The 13,671-nt window shown below is 63.3% G+C and carries 12 protein-coding genes; 1 reads left to right on the top strand and 11 read right to left on the bottom strand.

The window, feature by feature from the left end:
• The first annotated feature begins 291 nt into the window (after positions 1-291).
• Complete coding sequence (locus Q9316_RS07195) at positions 292-870, top strand: hypothetical protein (protein WP_306034532.1); 579 nt, start codon at positions 292-294, stop codon at positions 868-870.
• Between the two features lie 35 nt (positions 871-905).
• On the opposite strand, the gene Q9316_RS07190 is transcribed toward Q9316_RS07195, so the two are convergent.
• From Q9316_RS07190 to nuoK, 11 genes are all read right to left on the bottom strand, one after another.
• Positions 906-1,592, bottom strand: coding sequence for an ABC transporter ATP-binding protein (locus Q9316_RS07190; protein WP_306034531.1), 687 nt, complete (start codon positions 1,590-1,592; stop codon positions 906-908).
• An 11-nt stretch (positions 1,593-1,603) separates the two neighbouring features.
• Entirely contained in the window at positions 1,604-2,908 is a 1,305-nt protein-coding gene (locus Q9316_RS07185) for a lipoprotein-releasing ABC transporter permease subunit (RefSeq protein WP_306034530.1), read from the bottom strand.
• A 27-nt stretch (positions 2,909-2,935) separates the two neighbouring features.
• Complete coding sequence (gene proS / locus Q9316_RS07180) at positions 2,936-4,264, bottom strand: proline--tRNA ligase (RefSeq protein ID WP_306034529.1); 1,329 nt, start codon at positions 4,262-4,264, stop codon at positions 2,936-2,938.
• A 717-nt stretch (positions 4,265-4,981) separates the two neighbouring features.
• Positions 4,982-5,251 carry a DUF1467 family protein gene (locus Q9316_RS07175; RefSeq protein WP_306034528.1) on the bottom strand — a complete coding sequence of 90 codons (270 nt, stop codon included), beginning with the start codon at positions 5,249-5,251 and terminating at the stop codon, positions 4,982-4,984.
• Positions 5,252-5,327: 76 nt separating this feature from the next.
• Positions 5,328-5,732, bottom strand: a complete 405-nt coding sequence (mce, locus tag Q9316_RS07170; protein ID WP_306034527.1) for a methylmalonyl-CoA epimerase — start codon at positions 5,730-5,732, stop codon at positions 5,328-5,330.
• Between the two features lie 186 nt (positions 5,733-5,918).
• Positions 5,919-7,586, bottom strand: a complete 1,668-nt coding sequence (locus tag Q9316_RS07165; protein ID WP_306034526.1) for a ribonuclease J — start codon at positions 7,584-7,586, stop codon at positions 5,919-5,921.
• A gap of 5 nt (positions 7,587-7,591) precedes the next feature.
• Entirely contained in the window at positions 7,592-8,368 is a 777-nt protein-coding gene (locus tag Q9316_RS07160) for a biotin--[acetyl-CoA-carboxylase] ligase (protein WP_306034525.1), read from the bottom strand.
• On the bottom strand, positions 8,365-9,807 hold the full coding sequence (gene nuoN, locus Q9316_RS07155; protein WP_306034524.1) for an NADH-quinone oxidoreductase subunit NuoN: 1,443 nt from the start codon (positions 9,805-9,807) through the stop codon (positions 8,365-8,367). The genes Q9316_RS07160 and nuoN overlap by 4 nt, the downstream gene beginning before the upstream one ends.
• Before the next feature lie 18 nt (positions 9,808-9,825).
• Positions 9,826-11,337: an NADH-quinone oxidoreductase subunit M gene (locus Q9316_RS07150; protein ID WP_306034523.1), complete on the bottom strand. Its 1,512-nt coding sequence runs from the start codon at positions 11,335-11,337 to the stop codon at positions 9,826-9,828.
• The gene (gene nuoL / locus Q9316_RS07145) at positions 11,337-13,334 is read right to left on the bottom strand and encodes an NADH-quinone oxidoreductase subunit L (RefSeq protein WP_306034522.1); all 1,998 of its coding nucleotides are present in this window, start codon (positions 13,332-13,334) and stop codon (positions 11,337-11,339) included. Before nuoL ends, Q9316_RS07150 begins: the two co-directional genes overlap by 1 nt.
• Before the next feature lie 7 nt (positions 13,335-13,341).
• Positions 13,342-13,650 (bottom strand): NADH-quinone oxidoreductase subunit NuoK, encoded by a 309-nt coding sequence (gene nuoK / locus Q9316_RS07140; RefSeq protein ID WP_024270868.1) that lies wholly within the window; start codon positions 13,648-13,650, stop codon positions 13,342-13,344.
• Positions 13,651-13,671: the final 21 nt, after the last annotated feature.

The following is a 13,671-nucleotide window of genomic DNA, read 5'->3' as shown; positions in this document are numbered from 1 at the left end:
ACATGTTGTAACCGATTTCCACGCGCAGGACGCGCGTGGCCGGTCGCAGTGTTGCGGGATTGAATGGTGACCGTCAGATTCCGAAGAGGATGACGGAGAAGGTGGCGACGAACATGGCCATGGAGGTGAATGCAGCAAGATCACGAAGAAAATCGGTCATTGTGGCTCCCTTTCCTATTATGTTTTCATTTTGTTCTATTATTGTTCCCATGTCAACAGCTTTCCACAGGCCCTCTGGACCGACGTCGTCGCGCGCAATAAGGTCGCGTCCACCACACGGAGGAAAAGAGAATGAAACCTTGGATTGCCGCCCTTCTGCTTTCGGCCACCCTGCCCGCTGCCGCGGTGGCGGCCGACTTTCCGGCGGACCGCATCATCGCCATGGCGAGCGGCGACTGGAACAAGGACGGCACGCCGGATCTTGCCGTGGTGGCGACGCCCGGCGACGACGGCGGCGATGATAACGGGATCTATGTCTATGTCGCCAAGCCCGAGGAAAACCGGCTGACGCTCGCCCTATCCCTGCCGAACAGCGTCTGGGGCAGCCTGACGCTGTACGGGCAGGAGCCGGAGCTGACGGCGCTCGCCAACGGCTCCTTCACGCTGACGACGAAGAACGATTCGATCGGCCGGGAGCGCTGGCGGCAGTCGCTGACCATCGCCTACCGCAATTTCGACTTCATCGTCGCGGGCTACACCTTCTCCTCCTACGACACGACCGACCCGGACGCCGGGGCCGAATGCGACCTCAATGTCCTGACGGGCAAGGGCAAGACGAGCGGCGGCCCTGTCGCCGGCAAGGCGCAGTTCGTGCTGCTCAAGGACTGGAAGGACGATATCGGCCGCTCGATCTGCGGGCTCGACAACTAGTCAGACAGGCGGGTGACGAGGCAGGCGGCGCGGGCTCAGGCGAGCTCGCGCACAAGGCCGTCCTCGATCGTCACGCGACGATCCATCAGGCCGGCAAGTTCGTGATTGTGCGTGGCGATCAGCGCGGCAAGGCCCGACTGCCGGGCAAGCGCCTCAAGCGCCTCGAAGACGTAGCCGGCGGTTTCGGGATCGAGATTGCCGGTCGGCTCGTCGGCGAGAAGGACGAGCGGGGCATTGGCGACGGCTCTCGCGATGGCCACGCGCTGCTGCTCGCCGCCGGATAGTTCCGAGGGGCGGTGATCGGCGCGGTGGCCGATGCGCATGTAGTCGAGAAGCTGGGCGGCGCGCTCGCGCGCATCCGCCCTGGAGAGGCCGCCGATCAGTTGCGGCATCATGATGTTTTCCAGCGCCGTGAATTCCGGCAGCAGGTGATGGAACTGGTAGACGAAGCCGATCTCGCCGCGGCGGATCGTGGTGCGCTGGTCGTCGGAAAGCGCGGCGCAGGAATGGCCGTTGACCAGAACCTCGCCGGCATCCGGCTTTTCGAGCAGGCCGGCAATGTGGAGCAACGTCGACTTGCCGGTGCCGGAGGGCGCGACGAGCGCGACGGTCTCGCCGCTCCTCAGCGCGAAATCCGCCCCCTTGAGGATCGTCAGCAGGGTCTCGCCCTGGCCGTAGTGCCGTTCGATGCCCTTGAGTTCCAGAGCGAGGCGCGCGTTCATGGCGTTCTTTCCTATTCGTACCGCAGGGCCTGGACCGGATCGAGCTTGGAGGCGCGCCAGGCGGGGAAGATCGTCGCGATGAAGGAAAGCGCGAGCGCCATGAGGATGACCGAAACCGTCTCGCCAACGTTCATGTCGGCCGGAAGCTGGCTCAGGAAGTAGAGTTCCGGATTGAACAGCGTCGTGCCCGAGATCCAGGAGAAGAACTGCCGGATCGATTCGACATTGAGGCAGACGATGACGCCGAGCAGGACGCCGGCAAAGGTGCCGACCGTGCCGATCGCCGCGCCGGTCATGAAGAAGATGCGCATGATGGCGCCGGATGTCGCGCCCATGGTGCGCAGGATCGCAATGTCGCTGCCCTTGTCCTTCACCAGCATGATGAGGCCCGAAATGATGTTGAGCGCGGCGACGAGCACGATCAGCGTGAGGATCATGAACATGACGTTGCGCTCGACTTCCAGCGCCGAGAAGAAGGTGCGGTTGCGCTGGCGCCAGTCCGTCACGAAGATCTGCCGCTCGGCCGCCGCCTCGATCGGCTGGCGAAGCGCATCGACATCGTCGGGGTTGGAGACGAACAGCTCGATCGACTGCACGATGCCTTCGGCGTTGAAATAGAGCTGCGCCTCTTCCAGAGGCATGTAGATGATCGACGCGTCATATTCCGACATGCCGATCTCGAAGACCGCGGAGACCGTGTAGGTCTTCACGCGCGGGTTCACGCCGAGCGGCGTGACGTCGCCTTCCGGCGCGACGAGCGTGATCTGGCCGCCGGCGCTGAGGCCAAGGGATTCGGCCATGCGCGCGCCGATCGCGACCCCGCCCGTGGCAAAGCCCACGAGGTCGCCTTCCTTGATGTGATCGGAAACGGCCTTCATCTTGGCGAGGTCATCGGCGCGCACGCCGCGCACCAGCGCGCCCGTGCCCGCCCCGGCCGTGCCGGAGGCCAGCGTCTGGCCCTCGACGAGCGGGATCGCCATCGTGACGCCGGGAACGGCGGAAAGCCGCTCGGCGAGCTTGGCATAGTCGTTCAGCGGCGTGTCGATCGGCTGGACAATCATGTGGCCGTTGATGCCGAGGATGCGCGAGATCAGCTCGGTGCGGAAACCGTTCATCACCGCCATGACGATGATGAGCGTGGCAACGCCCAGCATGATGCCGATGAAGGAGAAGCCGGCGATGACCGAAATGAAGGCTTCCTTGCGCCGCGAGCGCAGATATCGCCAGGCGACCATCCGCTCGAAAGCGGAGAACGGGCGGCTTTTCGTGAAGGCAGGCGCCTCCGTTGCAGATACACCGCTCGCTGCGTCAGCCATGGTTCCTCCCGTTGCCCCCGGTCCGCATCAATTGCCTGATGTCAGGCGGTTGATGGCCGCTTCGATGGTCAGCGTCTCGCGTTCGCCGGTCTTGCGGTCCTTGATCTCGACTTCGCCATTGGCAACGCCGCGCGGGCCGGCGATGACCTGCACCGGGGCGCCGATGAGATCGGCGGTCGCGAACTTCGCGCCCGCACGCTCGTCCTTGTCGTCGTAGAGCACATCGACGCCGGCCTTCTGCAGCGCGCCGTAGATGGTTTCGCAGGCCGCGTCACAGGCCGCGTCGCCCGACTTCATGTTGATGACGATCGCTTCGAAGGGCGCGACGGCCTTCGGCCAGATGATGCCGTTCTCGTCGTGCGAGGCCTCGATGATCGCCGGCACGAGGCGCGTCGGGCCGATGCCGTAGGAGCCCATGTGCACCGTGTGCTCCTTGCCGTCGGGGCCCTGAACCTTGGCGCCCATGGCTTCGGAATATTTCGTGCCGAAATAGAAGATGTGGCCGACCTCGATGCCGCGGGCCGACAGGCGCTCGCCTTCCGGGATAGCCTCGAAGGCCGGCGCGTCGTGCATTTCCGAGGTCGCGGCGTAGCGCGAGGTCCACTTGTCGAAGATGCCGCGCAGGCCCGCCACGTCCTCGAAATCGGTATCCACGCCCGGAACGTCGAAATTCAGGAAGTCCTTGTGGCAGAAGACCTCCGACTCGCCCGTATCGGCAAGGATGATGAATTCGTGGCTGAGGTTGCCGCCGATCGGGCCGGTATCGGCACGCATCGGAATGGCGCGCAGGCCCATGCGCGAGAAGGTGCGGAGATACGCCGCGAACATGCGGTTGTAGGCGTGCTCGGCGCCCTCGCGGTTAAGGTCGAAGGAATAGGCGTCCTTCATCAGGAATTCGCGCGAGCGCATGGTGCCGAAGCGCGGGCGGATCTCGTCGCGGAACTTGAGCTGGATATGGTAGAGGTTGAGCGGCAGGTCCTTGTAGGACTTCACGAACGAGCGGAAGACATCCGTGATCATCTCCTCATTGGTCGGGCCGTAGAGCATGGGGCGCTCCTGCCGGTCCTTGATGCGCAGCATTTCCTTGCCGTAGGCGTCATAGCGCCCGCTTTCCTGCCAGAGTTCGGCGGATTGCAGCGTCGGCATCAGAAGCTCGACGGCGCCGGAGCGATTCTGCTCCTCGCGGATGATGGCGTTCACCTTGTCGAGGACGCGCTTGCCGAGCGGCAGCCAGGTATAGATCCCCTGGGACTGCTGCTTGACCATGCCCGCACGCAGCATGAGCCGGTGGGAGACGATCTCGGCCTCCTTGGGGTTTTCCTTGAGGATGGGCAGGAAGAAGCGGGAAAGGCGCATATCGGGTTCCAGGGTGACTGATCCGCCCTATTCGGGGAATCGGGCAAAATGACGTTGATTTTCACGCGTTCATAAACGCTTCGCCGGAGGAAGGAAACCCGGCTGGCCACGACGGAGCCAAGCCGCGAAGCACCGTCCACGACTCTGCGGCAGCCCGGACAAATGTGGCAGAAAAATGGGGGCGCCAATAACGGAAATTGCGCGCCTCCTGTCAACGGAAAAATTTTATTCCACTGTAGCAAAAATGCAAAAAAAGCGGATGACAACGCCCAAGCTTTGGGCTAGTTTCAGTCCACAAAACAGGCAAGAAGTACAAATTCTTGCCATTTCGCGGTCAAGTCTTGGGAGGATCAGATCTTTGGCGCGCGCAGACGCTGCCACCGCACAACGGATAGAGATCACGCGATACCTGTAAAACAAGGCTTTTGGCCTTGTTTTTTTTTGCCTTTTGCCGACCGCCCCCGCTTCTTCGCCGATTTGCGCATGGGGGTCCATGCGTCAAAGCCGCGCACATCCTTCTCTCTGCGACACTCCGCCTCACGCTAGGTAAGGAAAACCTCGTTAGACGTGCGGGACCACGCGCGAAATACGGTTGAAACGGGTTTTCGGACAGCAACCGGGAGAACGGGCCAACGGAAGACTTTTCCAAAGCAGCCCGAAAACAGGGAATGGCTTGCCTGCGGCTTAGGCGCCACCCTTAATCTCTATGGCAGGCGCTTACCTGAAGTCCGGCATGAATTGCGGGATCGAGTCGATGCCGTAGCCAAGGCGCACCGACAAAATGTACCAGGCGACGTAGATGATGGCGGAAATGGCCGTCGTCATCAGCACCACGCGCCCGCCGCGAAAGCGCGCCGGCGCGCTCTCGACCGTGCCGGGAACGACCTCTTCGGCTTCCGCCTGCGTCTTCAGCCCGAAGGGCAAGACGGCGAAAAGCGTCATCCACCAGACGATGAAATAGACGGCGAAGTAGGAAAACAACTGCATGGACGGTCCTCGTGCGACAGCGCGTCTTGTACGCCGGTCGCGCGGGAAGTTCAAACGCCGAAAAGGCGGCGTGCTGTCACACCTGTTCGAGTTCGACCAGAGTGCCGAGGAAATCCTTGGGGTGGAGGAACAGCACCGGCTTGCCATGGGCACCGGTCTTCGGATTGCCGTCGCCGAGCACGCGCGCACCGCTCGCCACCAGCCGGTCGCGGGCGGCGAGGATGTCGTCCACCTCATAGCAGATATGGTGCATGCCGCCGGCGGGCGACTTTTCGAGGAAGGTGGCGATCGGCGAAGCCTCACCGAGCGGTTCCAGCAGTTCCACCTTGGTGTTCGGCAGCTCCACGAAAACCACCGTCACGCCATGTTCCGGCAGGGCCTGCGGCGCGGAGACCCTTGCGCCCAACGTATCGCGATAAGTCGCCGTGGCGGCGGCAAGGTCCGGCACGGCAATGGCGATGTGGTTGACCTTTCCGAGCATGCTGTTCTCTCCTTATGGCCGTCCTTGGGAATCGCCCCCTCATCCGCCTGCCGGCACCTTCTCCCCGCTGGGGAGAAGGGGAAAACGAGACGCTTCCACTTCCCTTCTCCCCTCGGGGAGAAGGTGGCCCGAAGGGCCGGATGAGGGGGATGCCCCTCCGGTATCATCGGAACCGCAAGCCGGAAATCAGACTTTCGTCAGGAACACCGTGACGACAGGCTTCTTGCCCCAGATCTCGTTCGCCGTGGAGCGCACGGCGCGGCGCACGGCCTCGCGCACCATCTCCAGGTCCTTGCGGCGGGCGCGCGGGATGCTTTCGACGGCGCCCAGCACGGCGTCGTAGAGCGTGTCGCCCATGTCCTCGCCCTCGTCGTCGAACTGCGGCAGGCCGAAGGGCTCGACCTCCGGGTCGCCCTGGAAATCGTAGCGGCTGTCGAGCAGGATGCTGACGGCGACATGGCCGACGAAGGCGAGCTTGCGACGGTCGCCGATGCCCATCTCCTCGTAATCGCCGATGAGACTGCCGTCCTTGAAGATGCGGCCGTGCGGCACCTGGTCAACGACCTCGGGCGCGCCGGGGGCGAGCTTCAGCACATCGCCGTTGCGCACGCGCGGCACCTCGGCAATGCCGGACTGTTCGGCAAGCTCGGCATGGGCCGTCAGGTGCACCGCCTCGCCATGCACGGGCACGACCATCTTCGGGCGCGTCCAACCGTACATCTGCTGCAGCTCGTGGCGGCGCGGGTGGCCGGAGACGTGCACCAGCGCCTCGGCGTCGGTGATGATGTTGATGCCCTGCTCGACCAGGCCGTTCTTGATGTCGTTGATCGCCTTCTCGTTGCCCGGAATGGCGCGCGAGGAGAAGATGATCGTGTCGCCATCGGTGAAGGCGACGTTGCGCATCTCGTCGCGGGCGATCTTGGCGAGCGCGGCGCGCGGCTCGCCCTGGCTGCCCGTCAGGATGACGACGACCTTGTCGCGCGGGATGTAGCCGAACTCGTCTTCCTCGATGAACGGCTTCAAGCCTTCCATGAGGCCGATATCGCGCGCCACATTCGTCACGCGCTTCATGGAGCTGCCGAGCAGCAGCACCTCGCGGCCGGCAGCTTCCGCGGCCTGCGCAATGGAGCGGATGCGGCCGACGTTCGAGGAGAAGGTGGTGATGCCCACCCTGCCCTCGGCGGCCTCGATGATCTTGGTGAGGCTTTCCGACACCTCGCGCTCGGACGGCGAGACGCCGTCGCGCACCGCATTGGTGCTGTCGCAGATCAGCGCCAGCACGCCCTCGTCGCCGAGCTTGCGGAAGCGCGTCTCGTCCGTCAGCGGCCCGAGCGACGGGTCGAGGTCTATCTTCCAGTCGCCGGTGTGGATAACGGTGCCGAGCGGCGTTTTGATCGCCAGCGACATGGGCTCGGGAATGGAGTGGTTGACGCCGATCGCCTCGATCTCGAAGGGACCGACATTGATGCGGTCGCCCTGCTTGAAGATCGTCACCGGGATTTCGGTACGGCTGCGCTCGTAGTCACGCTTGGCCTCGAGCATGCCGGCCGTGAAGGGCGAGGCATAGACGGGGACATTGAGGCCGGGCCAGAGCTCGTTCAGCGCGCCATAGTGGTCTTCGTGCGCGTGGGTGATGATGATGCCCTTGAGCTTTTCCCGCTCCTTGGCGAGAAAGCGGATGTCGGGCAGCACCAGATCGACGCCCGGCAGGTCCGGCCCGGGGAAGGTGACGCCGCAATCGACCATGATCCACTGGCGGTTCGCCTTCGGCCCGTAGCCGTAGAGTGCCAAATTCATGCCGATTTCGCCGACGCCGCCGAGCGGCAGGAACACCAGTTCGTCTTCTTTTGCCATTGGGTTCAAAAAGTCCTATCCAAAAAAACGTCGCCGGCCGCGATCAGTCGCGTGCCGCCGTCATCCGTCTCCAGTTTCAGGAGACCTGTATCATCAATTCCGGCAAAGCGCCCGGAAATCGAACGGTCGGGCAGATTGACCGTAATGTTTTCCCCGATGCCGCCCGCCACCTGTTTCCAGCGCTCCATGACGGCGGCAATGCCGCGCCCGCGGCTCCACAAGGACAGCGTTTCGGCCATGGACTGGAAGAGATAGGCGAAAAGCTCGTCAGGGGAAGCCGACGCCCCGAAATCGCGCAGCGTCGCAACGGGATAGAGGCCGGCATCGGGCGCGACGGCGACATTGATGCCGCAGCCGATCACCAGCGCGTGGCGGCCATCCGGCAGCGTCTCGCCCTCGATCAGGATGCCGCAGACCTTGCGGCGGTCCACCAGGATGTCGTTCGGCCACTTGACCACGACCTCCGGCGCGTCAAGCGGCATGATGCGGCTGACCGCATCCTGCACGGCGACGGCGACGGCAAGCGGCAGGGAGCCGAGCCGGTCCATCGGCGCGGGATCGATCATCAGCAGCGAGGCGTAGAGGTTGCCCGGCTCGGAGAACCAGGCACGGCCGCGCCGCCCACGCCCGCCCGTCTGGCGAACAGCCGTGATCCAGAGACCGGAAAGCGCGCCCTTTCGGGCGCGCTCCAGGCATTCCGTATTGGTCGAGCCGACCGCATCGAGCGCCTCGTGCCGGAAATCGTCAAGCGACAACCGGCCCGGGTTTTCGGACCTGCTCAAAAGAAGGTCCGCGCCGCGGCTTCCGCGGCCGCACCGATCGGGCCGCCGATCAGCACGTAGCCGACGACGAAGAGACCGGAAAGACCGAAGACCAGCTTCAGTTCGCCCGAGGTGCGGGCGAATTCGCCGGTCGCCTCGTCGAACCACATCACCTTGATGATGCGCAGGTAGTAGTAGGCGCCGACGACCGAGGAGAGCACGCCGATGATGGCGAGCGTATAGAGCTGCGCCTCGATGGCCGCCATGAACACGAAGTACTTGGCGAAGAAGCCTGCCATCGGCGGAATGCCGGCTAGCGAGAACATCAGGATCGTCATGACGGTCGCCATGAACGGGTTGGTCGAGGAAAGGCCGGCGAGATCGTCGATATTCTCGACATTGCCGCCTTCCTTGCGGCGCATGGCGAGGATGATGGCGAAGGTGCCGAGCGTCATGACCATGTAGATGAGCATATAGAGCGCGACGCCGCGCACGCCCGCCATGGAGCCGGCGGCGAGGCCGACGAGCGCGTAGCCCATGTGGCCGATCGACGAATAGGCCATCAGGCGCTTGATGTTGCGCTGGCCGATGGCCGCGAAGGAGCCGAGCAGCATCGAGGCGACCGAGATGAAGACCACGACCTGCTGCCAGTCTGCGACGACAGGCTCGAAAGCGTCGATGACGATGCGCACCAGCATGGCCATGGCGGCGACCTTCGGGGCGGCAGCAAAGAAGGCGGTGACCGGGGTTGGCGCGCCTTCATAGACATCCGGCGTCCACATGTGGAACGGCACGGCCGAGATCTTGAAGGCAAGACCGGCGAGGATGAACACCAGGCCGAAGACGAGGCCGAGCGAGCGGCCCTCGGCCGTCAGGGCCGCGGCGATTTCCTGGAAGCCGATATGGCCGGTGAAGCCGTAGACCAGCGACATGCCGTAGAGCAGCATGCCCGAGGACAGCGCACCGAGCACGAAGTACTTGAGGCCCGCTTCGGTGGAGCGCAGGCTGTCGCGGTTGATGGCGGCGACCACGTAGAGGGCGAGCGACTGAAGTTCCAGCGCAAGGTACAGCGACAGCATGCTGTTGGCCGAGATCATCAGCAGCATGCCGAGCGTCGACAGGACGATCAGCACCGGGAACTCGAAACGGTCGAGCTGCTCGGAACGGGCATGGCCGACGGTCATCACCATGGCGGTGATGGAGCCGATCAGCGACAGCACCTTCATGAACTTGGCGAAGGCATCGGAGACGAAGGCACCGCCATAGGCCTGGCCCTCGCCCGTGGCGAGAACCAGCCAGAGGCCGGCGATGATCAACAGCGCGACGGCAAGCCCGGTGACGGTCGTGCCCGACCGTTCGCCCGAGAAAACACCGATCATCAGCAGGACCAGGGCGCCGACGGCGAGGATGATCTCCGGCGTCGAGAGCTGAAGGCTGGCGAGGATTGTATCAGCAGTCATTGTCTTCTAGTCCCCTCGTCAGTTCGCCGAAAGCGCAACGGATTGCGCCGCCTGCAGAGCCGCGGAGTATTGGTTGAGAAGCGCGTCGACCGAAGCCGCCGTCACGTCGAAGACCGGCGCCGGATAGACACCGTAGAAGATCGTGAGGATCACGAGCGGATAGAGCAGCAGCTTCTCGCGGCCGGAAAGGTCGAGCAGCGCCTTCAGGCTTTCCTTCTCGAGCGCACCGAAGATCACCCGGCGGTAGAGCCAGAGCGCATAGGAGGCCGAAAGGATGACGCCCGTGGTGGCGAAGAGCGCGACCCAGGTGTTGGCGCGGAAGGCACCGACCAGCGTCATGATTTCACCGACGAAGCCCGAAGTGCCGGGCAGGCCGACATTGGCCATGGTGAAGATCATGAAGGCGACGGCGTATTTCGGCATGTTGTTGACGAGGCCGCCATAGGCCGAGATCTCGCGGGTGTGCAGCCGGTCGTAGACCACGCCGACGCAGAGGAAGAGCGCGCCGGAGACGATACCGTGCGAGAGCATCTGGAAGATGGCGCCCTGGAGACCCTGCGCGTTTGCCGCGAAGATGCCCATGGTGACATAGCCCATGTGCGCGACCGACGAATAGGCGATCAGCTTCTTGATGTCGTCCTGCATCATCGCCACCAGCGAGGTGTAGATGATGGCGATAACCGACAGCGCGAAGACGAAGGGCGCGAAATAGTCGGAGGCCAGCGGGAACATGGCAAGCGAGAAGCGGATGAAGCCGTAGCCGCCGAGCTTCAGGAGAACGCCGGCCAAGATGACCGAGCCGGCCGTCGGCGCCTGGACGTGCGCGTCCGGAAGCCAGGTGTGCACCGGCCACATCGGCATCTTCACCGCGAAGGAGGCGAAGAAGGCGAGCCACAGCCAGGTCTGCATATGGGCCGGGAAGTTGTAGGCGAGCAGTTCCGTGATGTCGGTCGTGCCGGCCTGCCAGTACATCGCCATGATGGCGAGCAGCATCAGTACCGAGCCGAGCAGCGTGTAGAGGAAGAACTTGTAGGAGGCGTAGACGCGATCCTTGCCGCCCCACACGCCGATGATGATGAACATCGGAATGAGGCCCGCTTCGAAGAAGACGTAGAAGAGGACGATGTCGAGCGACACGAAGACGCCGACCATGAACACTTCCAGGAGCAGGAAGGCGATCATGTATTCCTTCAGGCGCTTCTCGATGGTGTTCCAGCTCGCGAGCACGCAGAACGGCATCAGGAAGGTCGACAGGATGACGAACAGCATGGAAATGCCGTCGATGCCGAGGTGGTAGGAGATGCCGGTGCCGAGCCATTCATGCTTCTCGACCATCTGGAAGCCCGGGTTCGAATAGTCGAAGCCGAACCAGATGAAGAGCGACAGCACGAAGGTGAAGACCGTCGTCAGCAGCGAGACGTTCAGGATGTTGCGGCGACCGTAGGGGCTGTCCTCGCGGGTCAGCAGCAGGAGCGCCACGCCGACGAGCGGGAGGAAGGTGACCGCTGAAAGAATGGGCCAATCGGTCATCAGAGGGAACTCCCGAGCATCATCCAGGTGACGAGTGCTGCAATACCCAGCAGCATCGCGAATGCGTAGTGATAGAGGTAACCGGTCTGGAGGCGCACGACGCGGTTGGTGACATCCACGACGCGGGCGGCGACACCGTTCGGGCCGAAGCCGTCGATGACGGCGCCGTCACCCTTCTTCCAGAGGAAGCGGCCGAACGCCTTGGCCGGGCGGACGAAGATGAAGTCGTACAGCTCGTCGAAGTACCACTTGTTGAGCAGGAACTGGTAGAGACCTCGGTGCTGCTCCGCGAGGGCCTTCGGCGTTTCCGGCGAACGGATGTACATGTACCAGGCAGTGACGAAACCGATGGCCATGGCGGCGAACGGGCTCCACTTCACCCACTTCGGCACATTGTGGAATTCGTGCACGAGGTGGTTGTCGGGAAGCGTGAAGAGCGCGCCCTGCCAGAATTCGTCGTAGTGGTGGCCGTAGAAGTATTCCACGAAGATCACGCCCGCAACGACCGCGCCGGCGGCCAGCAGATAGAGCGGGATCAGCATCACGGCCGGCGATTCGTGCACATGGTGCATGACGTCGGCGGAGGCGCGCGGCTTGCCGAAGAAGGTCATGAAGGCCAGGCGCCAGGAGTAGAAGCTCGTAAAGAGCGCGGCGATGACCAGCAGCACGAAGGCGAAGCCGGCGACCGGGCTGTGCGAGGCGAACGCGCTCTCGATGATCGCGTCCTTCGAGAAGAAGCCGGCAAAACCGATGACGGTGCCCGGGATGCCGACGCCGGTCAGCGCCAGCGTGCCGATCGTCATCATCCAGAAGGTGATCGGGATATGCTTCCTGAGACCGCCCATGTAGCGCATGTCCTGTTCGCCATCGACGGCGTGGATAACGGAACCGGCGCCGAGGAACAGCAGCGCCTTGAAGAAGGCGTGCGTGAACAGGTGGAAGATCGCCGCGCCATAGGCGCCGATGCCGAGCGCCACGAACATGTAGCCGAGCTGCGAGCAGGTCGAATAGGCGATGACGCGCTTGATGTCGTTCTGCACGAGGCCGACGGTGGCCGCGAAGAAGGCGGTGATGGCGCCGATGAGCGTCACGACCATCAGGGCGGTATGCGACAGTTCGAAGAGCGGCGACATGCGGGCGACGAGGAAGACGCCGGCGGTGACCATGGTCGCGGCATGGATGAGGGCCGAAACCGGGGTCGGGCCTTCCATGGCGTCCGGCAGCCAGGTGTGCAGCAAGAACTGCGCCGACTTGCCCATCGCGCCCATGAAGAGCAGGAGGCAGGTGGCGGTCAGCGCATGCGACTTGTCGAGGCTCATGCCGAAGAGGTTGATGACGGGCTCGGCGGCATCCGCCGCGCCTTCCGCCGGCAGGTAGGTCGCAGCCGTCGCGAAGATCGTCTCGAAATTGATCGAGCCGAACAGCACGAAGACCGAGAAGATGCCGAGCGCGAAGCCGAAGTCGCCGACGCGGTTGACGATGAAGGCCTTCATGGCGGCAGCGCAGGCCGACGGCTTCTTGTACCAGAAGCCGATCAGCAGGTAGGACGCGAGACCCACGCCTTCCCAGCCGAAGAACATCTGGAGCAGGTTGTCGGACGTCACCAGCATCAGCATGGCGAAGGTGAAGAGCGAGAGATAGGCGAAGAAGCGCGGCCGATGCGGGTCGTGGTGCATGTAGCCGATCGAATAGATATGCACGAGCGTCGAGACAGAGTTCACGACGACGAGCATGACGGCCGTCAGCGTATCGACGCGGAACGCCCATTCGACATCGAAGCTGCCGGACTGGATCCAGCGCAGCACGCTGACCTTGATCACTTCCGTCTCGCCCATGGCGACGTCGAAGAAGACGATCCAGGAGAGCGCGGCGGCGATGATCATGAAGCCGGACGTGACGTATTCCGACGCCTTGGCGCCGATGGCGTTGCCACCGATGCCGGCGATCAGGAAGCCGATCAGCGGAAGAAAGACGATTGCCTTGATGATGGTATCCATGACCCGATCAGCCCTTCATCATATTGACGTCTTCGACGGCGATCGAACCGCGGTTACGGTAGAAGACGACGAGAATTGCAAGACCGATGGCCGCTTCCGCAGCCGCGACGGTCAGAATGAACAGCGCGAAGACCTGGCCGACGATGTCGTTCAGGAAGTGCGAGAACGCGACCATGTTGATGTTGACCGAAAGCAGGATGAGCTCGATCGACATCAGGATGACGATGACGTTCTTCCGGTTCAGGAAGATGCCGAAGACGCCGAGGGTAAAGAGGATGGCGCTGACGGTGAGATAGTGGGAAATACCGATTTCCATGATGCTTTTCCTTGTCCGCGC

Origin of the sequence: Shinella zoogloeoides, from assembly GCF_030733845.1 — a bacterium.
GTDB classification, from domain to species: domain Bacteria; phylum Pseudomonadota; class Alphaproteobacteria; order Rhizobiales; family Rhizobiaceae; genus Shinella; species Shinella zoogloeoides_C.
This window is presented reverse-complemented; position numbering and strand designations above follow the sequence as displayed.